Origin of the sequence: Lysobacter sp. GX 14042 (genome assembly GCF_021390425.1) — a bacterium.
In the GTDB taxonomy this organism is placed as follows: Bacteria; Pseudomonadota; Gammaproteobacteria; order Xanthomonadales; family Xanthomonadaceae; genus Novilysobacter.
On sequence record NZ_JAJUWY010000003.1, the window covers coordinates 37,900 to 58,765 of the forward strand.

General features: G+C 69.0%; 16 protein-coding genes. 3 read left to right on the forward strand and 13 right to left on the reverse strand.

Translation table 11 applies throughout. From position 1 onward, the window contains the following. Nucleotides 1-20: 20 nt before the first annotated feature. The 13 genes from LY625_RS06400 to LY625_RS06460 all read right to left on the reverse strand — a co-directional run bounded on the left by LY625_RS06400 (nt 21) and on the right by LY625_RS06460 (nt 17,794). Entirely contained in the window at nt 21-935 is a 915-nt protein-coding gene (locus tag LY625_RS06400; RefSeq protein ID WP_233739076.1) for an alpha/beta fold hydrolase, read from the reverse strand. Nucleotides 936-1,072: 137 nt separating this feature from the next. Continuing rightward, nucleotides 1,073-2,065 carry a DUF6708 domain-containing protein gene (locus LY625_RS06405; RefSeq protein WP_233738385.1) on the reverse strand — a complete coding sequence of 331 codons (993 nt, stop codon included), beginning with the start codon at nt 2,063-2,065 and terminating at the stop codon, nt 1,073-1,075. Nucleotide 2,066: 1 nt separating this feature from the next. After that, the gene (locus LY625_RS06410; protein WP_233738386.1) at nt 2,067-4,787 is read right to left on the reverse strand and encodes a T6SS effector BTH_I2691 family protein; all 2,721 of its coding nucleotides are present in this window, start codon (nt 4,785-4,787) and stop codon (nt 2,067-2,069) included. Next, nucleotides 4,778-5,473 carry a DUF4123 domain-containing protein gene (locus LY625_RS06415; protein ID WP_233738387.1) on the reverse strand — a complete coding sequence of 232 codons (696 nt, stop codon included), beginning with the start codon at nt 5,471-5,473 and terminating at the stop codon, nt 4,778-4,780. Before LY625_RS06415 ends, LY625_RS06410 begins: the two co-directional genes overlap by 10 nt. A gap of 4 nt (nt 5,474-5,477) precedes the next feature. Further along, entirely contained in the window at nt 5,478-8,255 is a 2,778-nt protein-coding gene (gene tssI / locus LY625_RS06420) for a type VI secretion system Vgr family protein (RefSeq protein ID WP_233738388.1), read from the reverse strand. Nucleotides 8,256-8,313: 58 nt separating this feature from the next. After that, entirely contained in the window at nt 8,314-11,064 is a 2,751-nt protein-coding gene (gene tssH, locus LY625_RS06425) for a type VI secretion system ATPase TssH (RefSeq protein ID WP_233738389.1), read from the reverse strand. A gap of 30 nt (nt 11,065-11,094) precedes the next feature. Next, nucleotides 11,095-12,183: a type VI secretion system baseplate subunit TssG gene (gene tssG / locus LY625_RS06430; protein WP_233738390.1), complete on the reverse strand. Its 1,089-nt coding sequence runs from the start codon at nt 12,181-12,183 to the stop codon at nt 11,095-11,097. Then, nucleotides 12,147-13,982: a type VI secretion system baseplate subunit TssF gene (gene tssF, locus LY625_RS06435; protein WP_233738391.1), complete on the reverse strand. Its 1,836-nt coding sequence runs from the start codon at nt 13,980-13,982 to the stop codon at nt 12,147-12,149. The genes tssG and tssF overlap by 37 nt, the downstream gene beginning before the upstream one ends. Before the next feature lie 7 nt (nt 13,983-13,989). After that, nucleotides 13,990-14,475 carry a type VI secretion system baseplate subunit TssE gene (gene tssE, locus LY625_RS06440; RefSeq protein ID WP_233738392.1) on the reverse strand — a complete coding sequence of 162 codons (486 nt, stop codon included), beginning with the start codon at nt 14,473-14,475 and terminating at the stop codon, nt 13,990-13,992. Between the two features lie 73 nt (nt 14,476-14,548). Further along, nucleotides 14,549-15,052 carry a type VI secretion system tube protein Hcp gene (locus LY625_RS06445; protein ID WP_233738393.1) on the reverse strand — a complete coding sequence of 168 codons (504 nt, stop codon included), beginning with the start codon at nt 15,050-15,052 and terminating at the stop codon, nt 14,549-14,551. 92 nt (nt 15,053-15,144) lie between these two features. Continuing rightward, nucleotides 15,145-16,632 (reverse strand): type VI secretion system contractile sheath large subunit, encoded by a 1,488-nt coding sequence (tssC, locus tag LY625_RS06450; RefSeq protein WP_233738394.1) that lies wholly within the window; start codon nt 16,630-16,632, stop codon nt 15,145-15,147. A gap of 3 nt (nt 16,633-16,635) precedes the next feature. Further along, on the reverse strand, nt 16,636-17,145 hold the full coding sequence (gene tssB / locus LY625_RS06455) for a type VI secretion system contractile sheath small subunit (RefSeq protein ID WP_233738395.1): 510 nt from the start codon (nt 17,143-17,145) through the stop codon (nt 16,636-16,638). A 37-nt stretch (nt 17,146-17,182) separates the two neighbouring features. Then, complete coding sequence (locus LY625_RS06460; protein WP_233738396.1) at nt 17,183-17,794, reverse strand: hypothetical protein; 612 nt, start codon at nt 17,792-17,794, stop codon at nt 17,183-17,185. A 186-nt stretch (nt 17,795-17,980) separates the two neighbouring features. On the opposite strand from LY625_RS06460, the gene tssJ reads away from it, so the two are divergent. The 3 genes from tssJ to LY625_RS06475 all read left to right on the forward strand — a co-directional run bounded on the left by tssJ (nt 17,981) and on the right by LY625_RS06475 (nt 20,865). Then, on the forward strand, nt 17,981-18,628 hold the full coding sequence (tssJ, locus tag LY625_RS06465) for a type VI secretion system lipoprotein TssJ (protein ID WP_233738397.1): 648 nt from the start codon (nt 17,981-17,983) through the stop codon (nt 18,626-18,628). Between the two features lie 82 nt (nt 18,629-18,710). Further along, nucleotides 18,711-20,051, forward strand: coding sequence for a type VI secretion system baseplate subunit TssK (gene tssK, locus LY625_RS06470; protein WP_233738410.1), 1,341 nt, complete (start codon nt 18,711-18,713; stop codon nt 20,049-20,051). Nucleotides 20,052-20,073: 22 nt separating this feature from the next. Further along, a complete protein-coding gene (locus LY625_RS06475; RefSeq protein ID WP_233738412.1) occupies nt 20,074-20,865 on the forward strand; it encodes a DotU family type IV/VI secretion system protein in 792 nt (263 codons plus the stop codon). Nucleotide 20,866 lies beyond the last annotated feature (1 nt).

Genomic DNA, 20,866 nt, shown 5'->3' on the forward strand with positions numbered 1-20,866 from the left:
TTGTAGGCGGGACAGGCCGCTCAGCCCTGCAGCCGGTGGCGGTCGAGGAAGCTACGGATCGCCGGCACCAGCACCTCGTGTTTGTCCTCCAGCACGTAGTGGCCCGCATCCTCGAAGGCGTGCACCTCCGCATCGGGCAGCGCCTTGCGGAAGCCGTCCAGGAAGTGACGGTCGAAGACGAAGTCTTTCAGCCCCCAGCCCAGGAACGCCGGCCGGTCCGCGTACTCCGGCAGCCGCCGCGCGACCTCCCGCAGCAACGGCCAGGCCCGGTCGCCTTCCGACAGCGGGATGTCCTGCATGAAGCGCAGCGTGCTGATGGCCTGGCCCCAGCCCTGGTAGGGCGCGATGTAGCCCCGGCGCACCCCGGCCGACAGCGAGCGCTCCGTCCCCAGCCAGGCCGCCCCGCGTGCGAACAGGTTGAAGCGCCGGATCAGCCACCCGCCCAAGCGCGAGTCCCGCCCCATCGAAAGTTGCCAAGGCATCGGCTTGACGTCCGGCAGCGGGAATGCCGCCGTGTTGAGGACCACCAGCCGCTTCACCCGGGGCAGGTGCTCCAGCGCCCAGCCGAAGCCGATCATCCCGCCCCAGTCGTGCACCGCCAGCGTGACCGGGCCGGTGATGCCGAGCGAGTCGAGCAGCGTGCCCAGGTCCTCCACCCGCGACTGCAGCGTGTAGTCGTAGCGCGGCTGCGCGGAGGGTGCATCATCCGGCCGGTCCGACAGGCCCATGCCGACATGGTCCGGGACGATGCAGCGGTAGCGGTCGCGCAGGCCCAGCACCAGGTGGCGCCAGTAGAAGCTCCACGACGGGTTGCCGTGGACCATGACCACGGCCTCGCCATCGCGCGGACCCTCGTCGAGGTAGCTCAGGTGGATGCCCGGGCGGACTTCGACGCGGCGGGGGGTGAAAGGGTAGTCGGGGAGATTGGCGAGCATCATGGCGGCAACACGGGGCAGGTCCGCATTGTGGCCCGGGCGCGGGATGCAGGCACGCCGGTGCCGTTTCCGTTCCGGCCAGCGCGGCGAGGGCTCGACCCGGCATCACCGCGGCGCGGAACCCCAGGCCTCAGCCCCTACCTCCATTGCTGCCGCTGGCGATGGCGCTCGATAGAACGCTCTTCGGTCTCGAGGGAGTCGGCGAACTCCGCCATGTAGGACGGCTCGGGCAGACGATACGGGTCCCCCGGTGCGATAGCACACTCGGCCTCGATCTCCGGAGGGAACACCGGTGCCCGACAGCTCTTCATGGTCAACCAACGGCTCAGCGTCAGTCCCCCATACAGGGGAAACAGCAGGTTCCAGCGAAACGGGTGGAGGTTTGTGCCTGCCATCAGGCACACCATCATCCAGCAATTGCGCCACGTTACACGGGTAGAAAGCGCCACCATCCGGTCGGCGGGGTGATCGAAGCAGTTTTCCGGGCCTTCCTCCATATAGCGCCGGATCAGCTCCCACTCCTCACGCACCCGGTTTTCGTGATCCCAGAAATGCCCGACGGTGAAGGTCTGTTGAACCTTGCGGTCGCGATCCAGCACATGACAGCGCAGGTCCCGCAGCCTCCTGCTCTGCTCACCCCGTCCAATGTGGAAGTAAACGCCTGGATCCCCCCACCGCAGTGTCACTACACCGCCGGTTCCGTTGTGCCGGAAAAAGTGGATCTTGCCGGTCCTGCGGTTGAAACGGACTGGATAGTGGGTGTACTGAAAGAGGTCTTTTCCAAGATATGCCGCCCATATCAATGCCGTGCCGCCTACCGCTATAGGTCCCAACACGAGTACGCTAACTATTAAGGGCCCGACATCTCCGTCAACAAGATCCTCAGCGATGACTAAAAAAAACATCCCCAGCACCAACAGCAGCGAGGCCACGGAGACAGCCGTTACAAGCATTCCCTTGAGCTTGAATGTTCTGTCTACAAACTCGATAAAGGTACTATTGAACCTCACCACACCTATTGCATCATCCGGACTGAATTTCTGTGAAGTGTGGTACGACAGGTGACAGGAGCGCTCGTAATCGTCCAATTCACGATCGACCTTGAACCTGGGAACCCAGCCCGTCAGCATGTCACTGAGCCTGCCTCATAGCCACCAAGGCGTCGCCCTGCATCTCCAAACTGGGAAAAACATCCGAATCGTTCTTGCCAAAGTGCATGACCCGATCCAACCAACGTTGCATTTCATTGGGCTTGAACCATGAAACCACTACCGTTACCACGGCAACCAGGATTAGCAATACGATTGCCACAGGCACAAAGAAGCCGCCAAATATCATGAGGGCTGCTAGTATGGACATGAATCCGACAGCAATCATTGCGGTTCCATACGAATGGTTCAAGGCTCGCTCCTGATAGCCTTCAGCCATCATCACCACCCCTGTAATTACACCGCCAACCCCCGTCAACACGCGCCCCACACCAGCAATCAGCGCGGCGCGCGTGTTTGCGTTGCGCAAGAACCACCTTCCCGGCCGGGACAATGTCTGCGAGAGCCAAGGCAGCCTGTTCCCCGCCGCACCCACGACTTCCGCGCTCCCGCCCAGCAGTCCCACCACGCCGGCCCCGAAGTTGGCTGCCTTCAGGCTCCGTGCTCCCGGTGCCGCCTTCGCGTATTCGCTGCTGAGCTGTCCCAGGCTGCCGCCAGCGAAGATCAGTCCCACCACGCCAAAGCCCAGTGATCGGCTCCCGAGTTGGCCGATGCTTTGCCGCAGCAGCACGCGGAACTCATGGACACGGTAGTGCTGCGGGAGCGAACTGCGATAGCTGTCGCCCGGTGAGATGGCGCGGACGTTCAGTGCATTCATCAACCGCACCTGGCTGGCATTGGCCAGCACCACGTAACCGAACTTCATCCCGCCTGCTCCGCTGGTCGGCGCTCCTCCCGCCCGCAGCGCCTCACGCGCGGGCCCGCGCGCACTCACCTGGTCAGGCAATCCCGCCTGCACGGCGATCGTTGCACCCAACGCACGGGACGCATTCTGCGGGCTGAGGTGACCGACCAGATCGATGATCTCGAGCAACGGGTCGTCGACCTTGACCAGCGCACCCAGCAGGCCGATCTGCATCCTGTGCGGCAGTTGCGTCACGGCGCCGGTCGCCAGGTCGCCCACGTATTTTCCGACCATGCCGGTCAACGGGCCGGCCAGTTGTTCGGTGTACTTGGCGAGGTTCCCGAACGCCCCGGTCACCCTGCCCGCGCCATGGGCATCGAGCAGCTCCTTCAGTGCGACGAACAGTCGGCCCGAAAGCGCGGTCCAATCGACCCGCGGTGCTTCCTGCTGGCCCGCGACTGCGGATTTCCATGCATCGATCGCCGCGTCCTGGTTCCACAGCTGTGCCCGCAGGATGATCGATCCCGGTTGCGCCGGGTCCTGCGCGTGCAGGCAGTGCACGATGTGGTTGTAGACCATGCCACGCGATGCCGCGTCCTGCAGGATCACCGCCACTGCCTCCTGGTACTGGATGCCGCTGTCTACGTTTCCCGGATCGAAGTTGCAGACCATGTGTTCCTGCAGCCGCGGGGCCTGCAGCCATCGCACGAACGCTTCGTCGAGCGCTGCCAGGTTCGCCTGGTAAAACGCCTTCTGTTCCGCCGGATAGGTTTTCGTCAGCCACACCTCGTATGCGTTGCCGTCCTTGAGGTGCTTGCTGTACTTCTCCCAGGATTCACTTCCCAGCCGAAGCACGGCTTCCTCGTCTTCCACCCGGAACCAGTCGTCGTCCCAGTCCTCGGCCGGGACCATCATCCGGCTGCGCGCCGTGGGTCCGGCCAGAACCCCGACGATCGAACGCCCGACCAGGGCCCGGTCCCGGCGCCGGTGCTGCTCGTCTTCCAGTGCACCGTTCCTGATCGCTTCCCGCAATGACACGATGGCCGACGCGGAGGCTTTCTTCTCCTGGCGCTCCGGCTCCTGCTCCCACTCGGCGATGCGCTCCAGCACGATCTGGTTGAGGTCGGCCGCGATCCCGATCGGGTCATCGAGCGCGACGAGCGCCGGGGTCACGCCTTGCGGGTCGTCAGGTGTCGTCTGTCGGGCACATTCCTGCGCCTTCGCCCGCAACTCGTCCACTTGGCCCCTCTCCACGGGAATGCACTCGGTGAGGCTGTGTTCGAAGGGGCGGGCACCCGGCGTCACCACCAGCGTGCCAAGGGTGCGGATGCTCTCCTGCCCGTCGGCGTACGGCCGGTAGCCGGTGGCCAGCCTGAACTCGGCGACCTGGTCGGTTGCCCGGTACAGGCTAGCCAGGTGAGGCTGCGGCGCCGGGGCCTTTGCCCACGCACCCACGTCAATCCGGCGCATGTGCCGCTGCCGGAACGATGCGTCGCGGTGGGCGGCGAGCCGTGCTGCCGTCCACGGCGCAACGCTGAAGGCCAGCCATACCTTCGTAAGCTTTTCCGGATCGGGAAGCACGATGCACCTGGCAAGCGCCGGCGCGCCGTGGCGTGAGCAGACGGCCTGCGGCCCCTCTTCCTGCGGCGGCGGCGACTTGGCCCGGATGTCGAACTCGGCCAGGTCGCCGTAGCTGTCGACCTGGTACGCCTTCCACTCGTCGCCGGCCTCGTTGAAGACATACAGGTAGCCGTTGCGCAGCAGGCGCAGCGTGTAGGTGGCCGTGTCTTGCGGTAGCGCGATCTCCTGAACGCCATCGCCGAACGGCGCCTGGAGACCGGGCGCCCTGTTGCGCACGCTGTCGTCGTTCCGCGCCACCGCGTACCGCACCGGCAGGATCGGAAGGCCGGATCGCGTGCATTGCGGGCAATTGTCCTGTTGTGCCTCTGTCATCGCCATGCGTCCTTGTCTTGCGGCTCCAATACATTCCCCGGCAGGCCCCTGTCGCCGGCTTCCACCAGCTCGTTCAACAGGCGGCGGGCGACCACGTCGTCGGTATCCCCGCCTTCATCGGCCAGTTCGCCCAGGCGGCGGGTCAAAGCCCCGAGTTGCTCCAGCGACCGCCACTGCGCTGGCGACAACGACAGCCCCGCGTGCGGATCAGGCGGAGGGCGCCCGTGCCCGTGCCACTGGGCGCGCAACGGGTCGTACCAGGTCCAGGCCGTAACCGGTCCCATCAAACCGGCCATCTGTGCCGGCGTCAGCAGCCAGCGCAGGTGCCGGAATACGCGTGGATCGTGGAATCTAAGCCAGGCGGAGCTGCCGTCCGGTTTCCGCAGCACCATCCGGCGCCGCAGGTGGAAGACGAGGCGGGATGCCTCGGCCGGGCACGCCAGCAACGCCGAGAACAGTGGCAAGTCGTGTTCGTTGCTCCAGCGTTCCGCGCGCTCCAGCAGTTCCATCCGCCTGCCCTCCGGCAGTCCGCGCAGCTCCGCCAGCAACGGCATCATGCGCTCGTGCCGCTCCAGGCCCGCTGGCAGCACACGTACGACAGCCAGACCGACGTAGCCTTCCGCTCCCACCTGCAGCGGGTTGATGACGGCGTAATCCTGCGCGAGGAACAGGCGGTGGGTCAGTCCCGGCATGGCGTCAGCCCAGCGGTACGACGCCCGCGCCGCCCGCATCCGCCTGCCTGGCGCCCAGCTCACAGAGCTTCGGCTCGGCCGTCCCGAACACCGGTGCCCGCCCGCTGTCCGCCTGCGCCCCCATCCACTCCTTCTTCGCTGCCCTGAACTCCACCGTTCCCGGCGCACCGATCTCGATGTCGCCCCCCTCCAGCTTGAGGTAGGCCCCGGCCGCGGTCGCCAGCAGGTACTTGTTGGGCGCGCCAACCTGGACGTCCGCGGTCGTACTGGCGATCGTGACGCTCTGCTGCGCGGCCACTTCGGCCAGGTTGCTTGCTGCGCGGGCACTCACCCGGCCCTGCGCGGCATGCAGTGCGATCCCGGTTTCCCGGTCGGGCTTGCCCGCTGGCGCGGCGCCACCCTGGGTGTACAGGGCGATGCCGCCGGCGACCGCCAGGACCGCCTCGCCCTGGCTGAGCCACTGCAGGTCATGTGCGGCATCGAGGCTGGTGTGGGTGCCGGAGACCCACAGCTGGTCGGCCGGGGTGACGGTGACGATGCCATCGGGGCTGGTGCCCAGCAGTACCGGGCGGCTCCAGCCCGGCACCTCGCCATCACCGCCGCCGATGCCGGGGCCCGCTGCGCTTCCGGCAGCGGTGGCGGCCAGTGTGTCCTGCAGCCCGTCGCGGGCCTTGGCCGTGGCGAGACGCTCCGGCTCTTCCGGCAGGTCGGCGCCCTGCTGGCGTGCGACCCGGTCCAGGCTTTCGGCCAGCTGGCTTCCCTGCGCCAGCCGGGTCATGGCCCGGGCGGCATCGAGCTGGGTGCGCCCGGTATCGGCGCTCAGCAGCAGCCCGGCGCCGGCGCGCACCACGCCGCTTGCGGCCGTCGCCAGCTCCGCACCGAAACCGCGCTCGGCGTCACGCCGGTTGTCGTTGCCGGCCTTGAGGTGCCCGAGCACCAGCCGGCTGTCGTGCTGGGTGGTGGCGGCTTCCGCACGCCCCTGCCCGGGCGTGTCGTCGAGGCGCAGTTGCTGGTATCCCCCGGCGCCCGCCTGGCTGTCGGCGAGCGCCTGGGATTTGAAACCGGTGAACACCGCCGGATGTCCGTCGCCGTCGAACCAGGCTGGCGCGTTGCCGGTCGCTCCGGCGGCGCCGCCCGGCACCTGGTTGTGCGGGGCATCGGCCTGGCCACGGCCGTTGTAGAGGCTCCCGACCACGACCGGCCGGTCGATGTCGCCCTCGAGGAAGGCGACCAGCACTTCCTGGCCCTTGCGCGGCAGCATGACGCTGCCCCAGTTGTCCCCCGCCCACGCGGTCGCGACCCGGACCCAGGTTCCGGCCGAGCCGTTTCCCGGCGCATTGTCCCCACCGCCGGGATGGGCCAGGCGACTGCTGCCGTCGCGACCGCGCTGCCAGGGAAACTGCACCTTGACCCGATGGTCGCGGTCGGTCAGCAGCGGCCCGCCGTCCGCCACCACCACCGCGGCCTGGCTGCCATGCACCGTGGGTCGGGGATGGATGCGCAGGCCGTGCCCGTCGGCGGTCAACGGGCGGAACGGCACCGCCATCGGCAGCGCCTGCAGGCGGGCCTGGTAGAAGTCCACGTCACCGCTGGCGTCCGCTGTCGACGCGCCCGGGTCAAGCAGTCCAGGCAGCGGCGGTGGCGGCAACGCCACCAGGCCCAGCCGGCGCTCGACTTCGGACCAGACCTCGGCACCCAGGTTGTTGCGCGCGCGGTGGTGCACGTGGATACAGGCGAACCGCGCTTCCTCGCCCGCATACGCGGGATGCCGGGCCAGCTCGAAGTGCCCCCCGGCCGCGACCGTGCGCCAGCTGCCCGACGCGTTGACCACCTCGCGCGACACCTGCAGTGCTTCGAGCTGGCGCCTGGCCACGCGCTCGCCGGTCTCGCGGTCCGGCCATCGGTATGGCCCGGCCGTGTCGATGTCCTCGACCATCACCGGGACGGCCGCGGCATCGAGGGCTTCCGCCGGACGCGCATCCAGCGCGCGATGGTCCCAGCTCGCCCGGCGCAACCGGCCGGCCGTCCAGCGGCGGGCATGCACCCAGGCACACAGGCTGTCCTCCCGCTCGGTCACGTCGCTGCGGTGGAAGCGTATCGGCCCCAGTCCGCTGAAGGCCCCGTTGTGGTCGGCCAGCACCAGGGTGTGCGCGCCCAGGCTGTCGTCGCCGGGGGCGCCGCTGTGCTCGAACCAATAGAACAGCCCCTCCTCCGCCAGCAGCCGCTCGACGAAGGCGAGGTCCGATTCGCCGTACTGGGTCGCCAGGCTGCGCTTGCGGTACACCGGGGGCTCGGCCAGGTCCCAGCGCCAGGCAGGTGCCAGCGCGCCCTGGCCCACGTAGTCGGAGAACACCGACTCGACGATCTCCATGACCGTCATGTCCTGGAACACGTAGCTGTCCACGCGCTGGCGCAGCAGCGCCAGCCAGGGCTCGACCACCAGCCGGTAACGCGCCAGTCCGCCATTGCTGCCGGTGCGCTCGAAGACGGTGACGTGGCCGTGGAAAGGCCGCAGCCGGGTACGCGAAGCCGCGGTCAGCAGCTCCAGCAGCACCGGCTGGCCGGGCAGCTCGGCCAGGTCGATGTGCGCATCGACCGAGAGCGCGGTCAGTTCGAGGCGGTAGCCGGCCGGTGCACCGGGCGCCGGGCCGACGGCCTCGACGCCATCCAGCCGCTCGGCCACCAGCACCTCCGGCCCCAGCGGCGTGTGCAGCCGCAGCAGGCGCCCGTGCTGCCGGGGACCGGCGCCGAGTGCCGACAAGGCTGTTGCGAGGACATCCATGGCATCCGCCTCCGTGCGAATCCGAGCGGCCATCATGGCCACTGCCGGGATGATAGCGTCAGTTGATCCGGTACTTGAAGCCGCCCTTGCGGTCGGCCGACGCCTTGATCCGGGTGATCGTTCCACCCTCGGCCATGGTTGCCAGTACCGAGCCGGCGACCTCCGGCAGCAAGGTCCCGCCGAGGATGTGGTCGACGTTGCGGGCGCCGGAGTCGACCTCGGTGCAGCGGGCCAGGACGGCCTCGACCAGGCCGCCGCTCCACTCGAACGCCGCCTTGTGGTTGGCGAGGACCCGGTCGCGGATGCGGCCGAGCTTGAGCTCGATGATCCTGGCCAGCACCTCGTCGCTGATCGGGTAGTACGGCACCACCTTCATGCGGCCCAGGAAGGCCGGCTTGAAGGTCTTCATCAGCACCGGGCGCAGCGCTTCGGCCAGCGCGTCGGCGGCGGGCAGCTCGCCAGCCGGCCTGTTGAGGCAGGACTGCATGATCTGCGACGAGCCGATGTTGCTGGTGAGGATGATCAGGGTGTTGCGGAAGTCGATGTCCCGGCCTTCGGCATCCTCCATCTGGCCCTTGTCGAAGACCTGGAAGAACATCTCCAGCACGTCCGGGTGGGCCTTTTCGACCTCGTCCAGCAGCACCACCGAGTAAGGGTTGCGGCGCACCGCCTCGGTCAGCACGCCACCCTCGCCGTAGCCGACGTAACCGGGCGGGCTGCCCTTCAGGCCGGACACGCTGTGCGCCTCCTGGTACTCGCTCATGTTGATGGTGACCAGCTTCTTCTCGCCGCCGTAGAGGATGTCGGCCAGCGCCAGCGCGGTCTCGGTCTTTCCCACCCCCGACGGGCCGACGAACAGGAACACGCCGCGCGGCTTGTCCGGGTCTTCCAGCCTGGCCGAGGCGGTGCGCACGCGCTGGGCCACCGACTCCAGTGCATGGTCCTGGCCGATGACGCGCTCGGCCAGCAGCGGGGCGAGGTTGCGGACGGTGCGGATCTCGTCCCTGACCATTCGGCCCAGCGGAACGCCGGTCCAGGCGCTGACGATCTCGGCGACGATGCCGCCGTCGACCTGCAACGGCACCATTGGCGCCTCGCCCTGCAGCGCGCGCAGTTCGGCCCGCAGCAGGTCGAGTTCGGCCAGCTTCGGACTGGCCACCCTGGCGGTTTTCCTCGACTTCGCCGCCTTCGGCCTGGCGACGACCGCGACGTCACCGTCGGCCGCAGCGGCATCGCCCCCGGCGCCGGCTTCGCCCGACGACGCGGCCGCGGTGTTCCCGGCCTGCTCGAGCTCCGTGCGCAGCGCCTGGATCCTGCCGGCGATCCCGCTCTCGGCCTTCAGCCGCTTCTCGTTCCCGGCCAGCACGGTCTGCGCCTGCGACTGCTGCGCCAGCAGTTCGGCCAGGCGCTCGTCATGGCTGGCGCCGCCGGCGGTCTCGCGGCGCAACGCGGTGATCTCGGCAGCGAGGCGGTCGAGGTGCCTGCGGGTGTCCTCGATGACCGCCGGCGTCGCGCTCTGCCCGAGGGCGACCCTGGCGCAGGCGGTGTCGAGCACGCTGACCGCCTTGTCGGGCAACTGCCGGCCGCTGATGTAGCGGTGCGACAGCCGCACCGCCTCGGTCACCGCCTCGTCCATGACCCGGATGCCGAAGTGCTTCTCCATCAGCGGGACCATGCCGCGCAGCATCGCCGCGCACAGCGGCTCGTCCGGCTCCTCGACCTTCACCACCTGGAAGCGACGGGCGAGCGCGGCGTCCTTCTCGAAGTACTTCTTGTATTCGCTCCAGGTGGTTGCTGCGATCGTACGCAACTCGCCCCGGGCCAGCGCCGGCTTGAGCAGGTTGGCGGCGTCGTTCTGCCCGGCCTGGCCGCCGGCGCCAATCATGGTGTGCGCCTCGTCGATGAACAGCACGATCGGGTGCGGGCTCTTGCTGACCTCGTCGATCACGCCCTTCAGGCGGTTCTCGAACTCGCCCTTCACGCTGGCGCCGGCCTGCAACAGGCCCAGGTCGAGCACGTGCAGTTCGACGCCCTGCAGCACCTGCGGCACGTCGCCGGCGGCGATGCGCGCGGCCAGCCCCTCGACCACCGCGGTCTTGCCCACACCGGCCTCGCCGGTGAGGATCGGGTTGTTCTGCCGGCGGCGCAACAGGATGTCGATCATCTGCCGGATCTCGGCATCGCGCCCGATCACCGGGTCGACGTGGCCGTCGCGTGCCCGCCCGGTCAGGTTGGTGGTGTACTGGTCCAGCGCCGGGGTCTTCGACAGGCCGGGGTCGGCCGGTGCTTCGCCGCCACCTGCCGCCGGCGCATCGGCGAAACGCACTTCGGCCGCTTCCGAGGAGCCCTCCGTGAGCCTGGCGAAGTCGTGCTTGAGCTCCTCGCGCCTGATCTTCGCGAACTGCGCGGAGCCGCGACAGGCCAGCTGCGACAGCGCCGGCCCGGTCAACAGCGCCAGCAGCAGGTGGCCGCTGCGGATGCGCGTGGTGTGGGCGTCCAGCGATGCCAGCAACCAGGCGTGCTCGAACAGGCTCGGCAGGTGCGGGGAGAGCACCGGGGTGCGGCTGTTACCGGCCCTGAAGCGGCCCAGTTCGCCTTCAAGATCGCGGCGCAGCGAGTCGAGGCCGATGCCGCTGCGCCCGGCGACCAGGGCGACATCGCCGCGTGGCTCCTCCAGCAGCGCCAGGAACAGGTGCTCCAGGTCGACCTCATAGTGCCCGCGCGCCATGCACAGGTTGGCCGCGCGCTCTGCGGCCCGGCGGCAGGTGTCGTTGAGTTTTCCGATCAGGGTCTTGAGGTTGCTGCTCATGTGCGGTCCTTGCAGGGTTGCTCCATGGGGCTACTGGAGGGTGTTGATGCCATAGGTGGTGTCCGAGCGCGCGGCAGTGGCCGGTCGCGAGCACAGGTAGCTGTCGAAACCGAGCCGGGCGCCCCCTTTCGGTCCCAGGCCGATGCCGCGGACGTGCTCGGCACGCAACACCAGCCGCACTTCGTACTCGAGGCTCGAGCCGGTCAACAGAGTCAGCCACTTGGCCAGCGCCGCGGCGGCCTGGCCGCCGGGCAGGAAGTCGTCGAAGTCCGCGCGGTCCAGCGGGCCGATCCACAGCCGCATGCGCAGATCGCGCTGCCAGACCCGCCCGCCGGCCAGCGCGGTACTGCCGAGCGCGGCGTTGCCGACGCCAAGGCGGGTCCGCTGCGCCTGTGGCACCGGGTACCAGGCACCGACGAACTGCTCGACCTCGAGCGGCACGCGGAAGTAGCCCGCCAGTACCTGCTGCAGGCCTGCCGCCGAGACCGGTTGCTGGCGGATCACTCCCGCGTAATGGGCCACCGCCTGGTCGAATACCGCTCCGTTCCCCCCGCGCATGCGTCCCCGCAGGGACTCCATGCCCAGGCCAGAGAGCGCCAGCACCAAGGGCAGGAACCGTTCCTCGCGATCGAGTTCGTACTGGAAGCCCAGGCGATAGCGTTTCCATGCCGCGTAATGCAGGGCGACCGCACGGTTGCTGAAGATGTCGAGGAAGGCCCGCGCGGCACGGTCGCGACCGAAGGTCTCGCGCTCGTTGAGGGTCTCGGTGTAATGCAGCGGCAGCGCGCCATGGGTCCCGAGCAGGCCCATGAAGGCGGGGGTCAAGTGGACCTCGCCCAGTTCCTCCATGGTCACCGCGTGCTCGACGGCGGCATCGCGGTCGAGCGCGGTGCCGTCGGCGGAGAAGGCGGCGGCGTCCTCGATCTCGCCCGGGGCGAAGCCCAGCGCCGTCGAGTTGCGGAAGCGGATGCGACGGGCAACCACCTCCACGGCCGGAATGCCCTGGCGGACGAACAGCCGCTCCAGGATCCGCATCGCCTGGAAGAAGCCAAAGCGCTGCGGCCGCGCCAGCAGCTGCTGGGCTAGGCCAGGATCGAGTCGCCGCTGCGGGGTGCGCATCGGTGCAGTTCCTCGCCGCTGTTGGCCGATACCAGCACCAGCCGGGTGAAGCTGTTGGCGTGCACGTACAGGCCGAAGAAGTGCTCGAGCACCCGGGCGAAGGCCGCGATGCCATGGCCGACGAACGCCGCCTCGTCGATCTCCAGCCGGATCTCGATCCCGCGCACCACGCTGGCGAAGGTCTTGCCCGGCAGCCAGGCGGTGGCCGGCGCATGGGTGATCGACACCAGCCCGTCGACCTGCCGCCGCGACACGCTGCTGCGGGTCACGTCGTACAGGCGCAGCATCTCCTTCAGTGCCGGCAAGCCGTCCTGGGTCAGCGACAGGTGGTTGAGCGAGAGGTGCGAAATCAGCCGCCACTGCGCCCCACGCCCACGCTCGAAGCGGCGCGGCGGGGTCGGCTTGCGCAACAGGGCGATCGTGCGCGCCGGACCGCCACCCTCCATGGTCAGGTCACCGCCCTGCACCCCGTAGGCGAGCCGGGTCGGCAGGTCGCGGTTGCTGCAGGTCAGCTCCAGGCTGACGACGTCGGCCTGCGGCTGGACCGGGTTGAAGTCCAGGTCGACGAAGGACAGTTCGGTTTCGTAGCCGGGGCTGCTGTGTGCCACCTGTTCGTCGCGCCGGACCAGCCAGTAATGCCCGGTCTGCTCCGGCGTCTCGCCGTGGTGGAGGGCGTAGAACGGGCGGAACTCGGTGACCTGCTCGCCTTGCGGCCCCTGACGGACCCGCTTGACCGAATCGATCGAGACCACCTCGTAGGCGAACGCGCGGCGCGCATCGGCGACCACCGGGTAACCGGTGCTGCGATGGTGCACGCGGATCGGCTCGCCGTGCTGGGCGAACAGGTTGACCACCGGGCTGCAACCGAGGCGGAAGTTGTCCGGTCCCACGCCCTCCAGCAGCCGGTTGGCCGGTTCGTCGGCCGGCTGCGAGGCCAGCACGAAATGGACGGTGAAGCGGGTGCCCGCCAGGCCGCGCAGCGGCCGCAGGTCGAGGTCGAAGAAGCCGAACTTGTCGGGGAAGGCGAACAGTTCGGTGAGCAGGCGGTAGGCCGGCAGCGAGCGTTCGCCGGTGTCGATCAGCGCATGCTCCGGACCGAAGCCCACCTGCTCCAGCGGGACCCCGGCCAGGCGCTGCCAGCGCCCGCTGCCAGCCGGCTCTGCGTAGGCCACCTGGACGCCAAAAGCCAGTCGGTCGCGCAATGCCGCGCAGACCGAGGCCTCGCCATCGATGAACAGGCGCAAGGCGTCGACCCCCAGCCCGTCGATCCCGGTGCAGTCACCCAGCAATTCGAAGCCCAGCGACACCTGTCCGCCGCAGCCCTGCGGCAGGGCAGTCGCCAGCGGCGGCTCGGCGACCGGAACAAAGCGCGCACCGGTCACCCGCACCGGCGCCAGGGCCACGTCATGGGCGGTGCGGAAACGGCAGGCGACCCCGCGGACCGGGCGCGAGTGCAGCAAGGTCCCGCGCGGCACCGTCACCGGGGCGGTCAACCTGGCCAGCCCCGGCCCCATGTCGAAGCTGGCGATGGAACACGACGGGAACGGGCGCAGGTAGTGCGGGTACAGCACCTCCAGCAGCGCTTCGGTCAGTTCCGGATAGTCGTCCTCGACCTTCTTGCTGATCCGCGCGCTCAGCAGCGCGAACGACTCGACCAGCCGCTCCACGTGCGGGTCCTGGCTGCCGTCGGCCGACAGCAGCAGCCGGCTGGCGATCTTCGGGTAGCGTTCGGCGAACTCGCGGCCGTAGGTCCGCAGCCAGGCGAGCTCGCGCTCGTAGTAGGGAAGCAGGTCCTCCATCGCCGCTTCAGGCCGCCGCGGCGCGGCGCAGCCTGCTCACCGAGTACTGCAGGGTGTTGGGCTGCAGCATGGCATCGAAGCTGACCGGCTCGCGCGCCGGGTGCAGGTCCAGCAGGGCGTGAATGGTGAAGTGCAGTGCCCCGGGGCCGCGGCCATTGCCCTCGAGTGCCACCTGCACGTTGTGCAGGCGCGGCTCGTGGCGCGCGATCGAGCGCTCCAGCGAGCGGCAGATCGTAGCGCGGTGGTGGCCGTTGGCCAGGCTCAGGCCGGAGAAGTCGCCCAGCCCGTAGGTCATCATCGAGCGGCGGCAGTTGGGGAACGCTTCCAGCTCGTCCTCGGTGAACGCCGAACGGCTGTTGAGCAGTCCTTCCAGGTCGCGGGCGACCGACTCCTTGTACTGCTCCAGCGAGACCGACTTGAACACGCCGCCGCCGGCACTGCGGGGCGCCTCGTCGAACAGCTTGTCGAGCAGGCTGGGCTCGAATCCCTTCATGTTTCCCCGTCCGCCCGGGCGGCGCCCGTACCGCAAGACGGTGGCGACCCGGAGGCCGCCACCGAACGACACATCAGGCGACCGTGTAGGTCGGCTTGTTGTTGGTGTTGCTCCACTGGGCCACGGTCTTGCCACCGGTGCCGCCACCCTGCTTCTGCTGGGTATAGGACCACTTGATGGCACCGAAGCTCAGCTGGACGTTCTCCGACGGCATGCCGTCATGGCCCATGGTGGTGGCCACGCGGTGCACCAGCACGTTCAGCAGTTCGATCGTGTAGTAGTTGATCGCGTTGCCGTCCTTGTCGGCGCGCATGAACTCGATGCGGGCCTTGGGGAAGGTGGTGCCGTTGGCGCAGGCCTGGAACAACGCGGTGGAGGCGAGGTCGATCCGCTTGTTGAGCTCGATCGGGGCCATCTCCACGCGGGCGGCGGTGGTGCCGCCGGCGCTGGAGGCGGTTGCCGAACGCGGCTGCAGGACGTCCTGGTTGAAGGACTCGATCTCGATCCAGTCCTTGTGCTCGGCGTCCTTGGACTCGCCCTTGATGGTGTCGATCGTCAGGAAGGCGTGTTGCATCATCTGGTTTCCTTTGTTCCGTTCTTCCATGAGGTAGTTACCGGGCAGGCCCGGCGCGGTTTACAGCCAACCACTTGTTGGGAAGTGCGCCGCGGTCAGGACTTCATGCCGGCAGGCAGTTCCGCCACCAGCCGCAGCGACACCGACAGCTCGTCGAGCTGGAAATGCGGCCGCAGGAACGACACGGCGCGGTACACGCCGGGCCTGCCGGGAACCTCCGACACCTGGACCGAAGCCTCTCGCAGCGGGTATTGCGCCTTCGCTTCCTGCGTGGCGTTGTCATCGAGCAGCACGTACTGCGCGATCCACCGGTTGAGGAAATCCTCGACGTTGCCGGCCGAGGCAAAGCTGCCGATCTTCTCGCGCATCATCGCCTTGAGGTAATGGGCTACGCGGGAGACGGCAAAGATGTACTGCAGCTGCGCCGACAGCGAGGCGTTGGCGTTGGCCGCGTCGCTGTTGTACTTCTTCGGCTTCTGCGCCGACTGCGCGCCGAAGAACGCGGCGTAGTCGGTGTTCTTGCAATGGACCAGGGGGATGAAGCCCAGGTCGGACAGTTCCTTCTCGCGGCGGTCGGTGATCGCGACCTCGGTCGGGCACTTGAGCGCGACCTCGCCGTCGTCGGTGCGGAAGGTATGGGTCGGGAGCTCCTCGACCAGCCCGCCGCCCTCCACCCCGCGGATCGCCGCGCACCAGCCGAAGTCCTCGAAGGCCCGGGTCAGGCGCGCGCCGAAGGCATAAGCGGTGTTGCACCACAGGTAGCTGGAGTGGTCGGCGCCGTCGACCTCCTCGACGAAGTTGAAGCCCTCGACCGTGGTGCCTTCCTTCGGGTCGTACGGCAGGCGGCCGAGGAAGCGCGGCAGGGTCAGGCCGACATAGCGGCTGTCCTCGGAGTCGCGGAAGGACTTCCACTTTGCGTACTCGACGGTGTCGAACACCTTGGCCAGGTCGCGCGGCTTGCCCAGTTCGGTGAATGCCTCCACGCCGAACATTTCCTCGGAAGCGGCCGAGATGAAGGGCGCATGCGCGGCGGCGGCAACGTGCGACATCTGCTCGATGAAGTACATGTCCTGCGGCTGCCGGCCGATCTGGTAATCGCCGATCAGCACACCGAACGGGGCGCCGCCGAAGGTCCCGAACTCCTCCTCGTAGACCTTCTTGAACAGCGCGCTCTGGTCGAAGTCGATCGCCGACTTGAAATCCCTGACCACGTCAGCCTTGGGCGCGTTGAGCACCTTGATCTTCAGCAGCGCACTGGTGGAGGTCTGGCTGCACAGGTAGTGCAGCCCGCGCCAGGTGCCCTCGAGTTGCTGGAACTCCGGGGCGTGCATGACCGCGGTGAGCTGCTCGGAGATCATCCGGTCCAGCTCGGCCACGCGGGCATCCAGCGCCAGGTTGAGGTTTTCCGACACCACCACGGTGCCCTCGAGCACCTCGCGGGCGAGCCCGGAAATGATGTCGCGCGCGCGTTTGTGCTCGGCGTCGGAGCGCGCCACCTTGCTCTGCTCGACGATCTGGTCGAGCAGCCCGGGGGTGGCGGCGGCCTGGGCGGCGGGTGCGGCGGCAATGGCCTCAGCGTTCATGGCTTACTCCTGTCCTTCCGGCCCGGGCTGGCCGAGCTGCCGCAGCTGCTCGGTATTGGCGAGTACGTCGTTGAGCAGGTCCTCGAGCTTTTCGTTGCCGGCGACCTTGTTGCGCAGGTCGGCCAGGCGCGAACGGGCTTCCAGCAGCTTGCGCAGCGGCTCGACCTGCTCCACCACCGCCTCCGGACGGAAGTCGTCGATGGAGCTGAACTTCAGCTCGACCGCGAACTCGCCGCCCTCGTCACCGAGTTTGTTGGGTACGCGGAACTGCGCCCGCGGTGCCATGCCCTCCATCACCTCGTCGAAGTTGTCCAGGTCGACATTGACGAACTTGCGGTCCTTCAGCCGTGGCAGCGGCTGCTCGGGCTTGCCGCTGAAGTCGCCCAGCACGCCGACCACGAACGGGATCTCCTTCTGCTCGATGGCGTCGCCCTTCTCGACGTCGTAGGTCAGCTGGACACGCGGTGGCCGCACCTTCTGCAGGCGTTTCTGGGTGCTCTCTTTCTTGGACATCTCATCGTCTCCCTGACGAGAATGGCGGGCGGTACGGCTAGCCGCCGATGCCGCCGAACGGATTGGCGATCTTGTTGCCGGAGCCCTCGGCCGGTGCGGGCTGGCCCGCGGTGCTGCGACGGACCGGGGCGGCGCGCCGGCGCACCGGCGGCTGCGGCTTGCTGGCGTCCGGGTCGGCGAGGATGTCCCCACCCATGGTCGCGCGCATGGTGGTGGCGAGCCGGCCGGCTTCGGCGCGGGCGGATTCGGACGCGATCGCGCCGTTGCCCTGCAGGCGCTGCAGTGATTGCGCGGCGACCCGCAAGCCGGCGACGGTCAGCACGCTGTCGGCGACCGGGTCGGCGGCATCGCGTTGCAGGACCTCCTCGGCGGCCACGATCGCGCGGCCATAGTTGCCGGCGTCGAAATGCAGTTGGGCGATGCGGACCCAGGGCTCCTTGCGCAGCGGATCGGCGCGGGCGGCCTCGTTGAACCCGATCACCGCCTCGTCCACCCGGCCGGCCCCGACCTCGGTCTCGGCCTGGTCCATGAGCTGGGCGAACGGCGGTGCCTCGCGCGTGTCGCCGGTGGTGTTGCAGGCGGCGAGTGCCACCGCCAGCAGCACGGCGGCGGCGATGCGGCAGGCGGATTCCGGACGGAACACGGGCATGGGGTCACTCTCCTTGTGGGCGCGCACGGTGCGATGCGGCCAATCCTTTGGACTTGCGGGCGCCCCGGCCAAACCGGTGGGGCAGGCGTGCACCGGGCGCTAGGTATAGTAGCCTTGCCTGCCCGAAGTCAACCGGCGTCGCACACGCGCGTGTTGCACGGGAGCATGGAAAACGGAGTGGAAACGATGGAGCAACACACCAGGGATGGCGTGGCGCCCGGCGGCCGCACGGGCGTCGGCACGATGCGTCGCGGACTGCTGCTCGCGCTTGCCTGCGCCGGCCTTTGCGCATGTGCCACCGGGGGCGGCGGGGTACGCCAGGCGATGGACACGGCGCTGCAGAAGGTCGGGCTGCAGGACGCGGCGCCGCAGCCCCGGCAGGTGCAGCTGCGCCTGCATGCCGGCGACAACCTCAACGCCGGTACCGGCCCGCAGCCGCTCTCGCTGGTGGTGCGGGTGTACCAGTTGCGTGACCGCACGCGTTTCGAGCAGGCAGCCTTCGAGGTCTTCGTCGACGAACAGCGCGAACGCGACGTGCTCGGTGGCGACGTGCTCGCGGTCACCGAGTTCCTGCTCGCGCCCGGCCAGCGCCACGAAGTGCTCGAACAGCTCCCCGCCGAAGGCCGGCACCTGGGCGTGGTCGCGCTGTTCCGCCAGCCGGCCCCGGTGCGCTGGCGCCTGACCTTCGACCCCGCCGCGGCCGCGCCGGCCGGGATCACCGTGGGGTTGCACGCCTGCGCGATGACCACCCCGTCGGCGGCGGCCCTGCAGACCCCGCTGGCCGGCGAGGCGCACAGCCTGGCCGGCAGCCGCTGCAGCGGCAACCCGGGTTGACCGGCCGCGGTTTGCGGTAACCTGCCGCCGCGGCCGCACGTACGCGGCCACGGACGGCACCAGATCCACGGAAGGAAAACGCATGAGCCGGATGTCGAAGGTCCTGTGGGGCGAGGGTCTCTTCCTGCGCCCGCAGCACTTCCAGCGCCAGGACGCCTACCACGAGGCCAGGCTGCAGGCCATGGCCGCCACGCTGCACCCCTACGCCTGGGGCATGCGCGAGCTCGTCTTCGACCGCGAATCGCTTTCCGGCGGAACACTGCGCGTGCAACGCCTGTCGCTGGTGTTCCCCGACGGGGAGCCCTACGACGCCCCCGGTGCCGACGAGCTGCCCGCCCCGCTGCTGCTGGAACAGCTGCCGGACGGCGTGCAGTCGACCACCATCCACCTGGGACTGCCGTTGCTGCGCGAGCAGGGTGGCAACTGCGTCGATGCCCAGGGTCGCAGCGCGCGCTACCTGCAGTCCAGCCAGCCGGCCGCCGACCTCTATACCGACGCCGGCGAGGCCGAGCTGTCGGTGCTGTGCAAGAGCGTGCGCCTGCTGACCGACGACGAGCCACGGGATGGTTTCGCAAGCCTGCCGGTGATGCGGGTCCAGCGCACCGCGGCCGGCGGCTTCGAGGTCGACGCGGCATTCCTGCCACCGGCACTGTCGCTGCAGGCGCTGCCCGCCCTGCAGGCGCGGCTGCGCCGGCTGCTCGATAGCCTGCAGGCCAAGACCGCCTCACTCCACGGCCACCATCGCGAGCCATCGCAGTCGGTGGTCGAGTTCCGCTCCGGCGACACCGCCTCGTTCTGGCTGCTGCATACGGTCAATACCGCCCATGCGGCGCTGGGCCACCTCCACCAGCACCCCGGCCTGCATCCCGAGCGCCTGCACCAGGAGCTGCTGCGGCTGGCCGGCGGGCTGCTGACCTTCTCCCGCGGGCACACCCTGGCCGACCTGCCGCCGTACCGGCACCGGGAACCGGCGGCGGGCTTCGAACCCCTGCTGGAGATCATCCGCGAGTTGCTCGATACGGTGATCTCGGCGCGCTACACGCGCATCCCGCTGGAGGAAACCAAGCCCTCGTTCCACCTCGGCCGGCTGGATGCGCACGGGATCGACGGCAAGGCCGCGCTCTACCTCGCCGTCGGCGCCGACCTGCCGGGTACCGAGCTGGTCCAGAGCGTGCCGGTGCGTTTCAAGCTTGGCGCGCCGGACGATGTCGAGAAGTGCGTGCTGTCGGCACTGCCCGGGCTGAAGCTCACCCACGCCGCGCAGGTGCCGGCGGCGGTCCCGGTCCGCCCGGGTTGCCAGTACTTCGCCATCGAACCGCGCGGGCCGCTGTACGAGCGCATGCTCAAGGCCGGCTCGCTGTCCGTCTACGTGCCGTCGGGCCTGCGTGAGCTGCGGCTCGAGCTGATCGCACTGACTTCCTGAGCAGGACCCACGGCAGGACGCCATGAACTACCCCAATCCGCCCATTCCGAGCCGCGCCATTCCCTCGCTGGACCCGTCCCTGGCCACGCCCGCGCCCGCGCGCGGCGGCAGCGCGCGCAGCCTGCTGGACCTGATGGCCGACGGCTTCCACCTGCTGATGCTGCTCAGGCGCGGCCGCCTGCCGGGCGACGCGGAGAGCTTCGTCGCCTCGATCCGGCGCTTCCTGGACGAGGTCGAACGCGGCGCCCACAGGCTTGGCATCGCCGCCGAGGACGTGTACGCGGCGCGCTACGCCTTCTGCGCCGCGGTCGACGAGGCGATGCTCGGCCAGCCCTCGGCGCTGCGCGAGGAATGGGAACGCAACCCGCTGCAGCTGCGGCTGTTTGGCGAACACCTCGCCGGCGAGCACTTCTTCGACCGGCTCGAGGAACTGCGCGCCCAGGGCGCCCCGCGCCTGCCGTCGCTGGAGGTCTGCCATTACGTGCTGCTGCTGGGCTTCGAAGGCAAGTACCGGATCGAGGGTCCGGAGAAGCTCGGTTACCTGGTGGCGCGACTGGGCGACGAGATCACCTACCTCAAGGGCCGGCGCGCGGCATTCGCGCCGCACTGGCTGCCGCCGGACCGGGTGGCCCACGCCTTGCGCCGGGTGATGCCGCTGTGGGCACCGGCGGCGGTACTGGCGCTGGTCGGGCTGGTCGGCTGGTTCGGGCTGGACCGGGTGCTGGCCGGGGAGAGCGAAGAGACCCTCGCCGCCTACCAGGACGTGGTGCACATGCCGGGGCGGACTGCGAACCTGACCATCACCCTGCCCTGAC

What these genes read in the sequence shown, in the direction of transcription:
- LY625_RS06400 (WP_233739076.1), bottom strand. Translation starts at nt 935, where the DNA reads ATGCTCGCCAATCTCCCCGACTACCCTTTCACCCCCCGCCGCGTCGAA.
- LY625_RS06405 (WP_233738385.1), bottom strand. Translation starts at nt 2,065, where the DNA reads ATGCTGACGGGCTGGGTTCCCAGGTTCAAGGTCGATCGTGAATTGGAC.
- LY625_RS06410 (WP_233738386.1), bottom strand. Translation starts at nt 4,787, where the DNA reads ATGGCGATGACAGAGGCACAACAGGACAATTGCCCGCAATGCACGCGA.
- LY625_RS06415 (WP_233738387.1), bottom strand. Translation starts at nt 5,473, where the DNA reads ATGCCGGGACTGACCCACCGCCTGTTCCTCGCGCAGGATTACGCCGTC.
- tssI (WP_233738388.1), bottom strand. Translation starts at nt 8,255, where the DNA reads ATGGATGTCCTCGCAACAGCCTTGTCGGCACTCGGCGCCGGTCCCCGG.
- tssH (WP_233738389.1), bottom strand. Translation starts at nt 11,064, where the DNA reads ATGAGCAGCAACCTCAAGACCCTGATCGGAAAACTCAACGACACCTGC.
- tssG (WP_233738390.1), bottom strand. Translation starts at nt 12,183, where the DNA reads ATGCGCACCCCGCAGCGGCGACTCGATCCTGGCCTAGCCCAGCAGCTG.
- tssF (WP_233738391.1), bottom strand. Translation starts at nt 13,982, where the DNA reads ATGGAGGACCTGCTTCCCTACTACGAGCGCGAGCTCGCCTGGCTGCGG.
- tssE (WP_233738392.1), bottom strand. Translation starts at nt 14,475, where the DNA reads ATGAAGGGATTCGAGCCCAGCCTGCTCGACAAGCTGTTCGACGAGGCG.
- LY625_RS06445 (WP_233738393.1), bottom strand. Translation starts at nt 15,052, where the DNA reads ATGATGCAACACGCCTTCCTGACGATCGACACCATCAAGGGCGAGTCC.
- tssC (WP_233738394.1), bottom strand. Translation starts at nt 16,632, where the DNA reads ATGAACGCTGAGGCCATTGCCGCCGCACCCGCCGCCCAGGCCGCCGCC.
- tssB (WP_233738395.1), bottom strand. Translation starts at nt 17,145, where the DNA reads ATGTCCAAGAAAGAGAGCACCCAGAAACGCCTGCAGAAGGTGCGGCCA.
- LY625_RS06460 (WP_233738396.1), bottom strand. Translation starts at nt 17,794, where the DNA reads ATGCCCGTGTTCCGTCCGGAATCCGCCTGCCGCATCGCCGCCGCCGTG.
- tssJ (WP_233738397.1), top strand. Translation starts at nt 17,981, where the DNA reads ATGGAGCAACACACCAGGGATGGCGTGGCGCCCGGCGGCCGCACGGGC.
- tssK (WP_233738410.1), top strand. Translation starts at nt 18,711, where the DNA reads ATGAGCCGGATGTCGAAGGTCCTGTGGGGCGAGGGTCTCTTCCTGCGC.
- LY625_RS06475 (WP_233738412.1), top strand. Translation starts at nt 20,074, where the DNA reads ATGAACTACCCCAATCCGCCCATTCCGAGCCGCGCCATTCCCTCGCTG.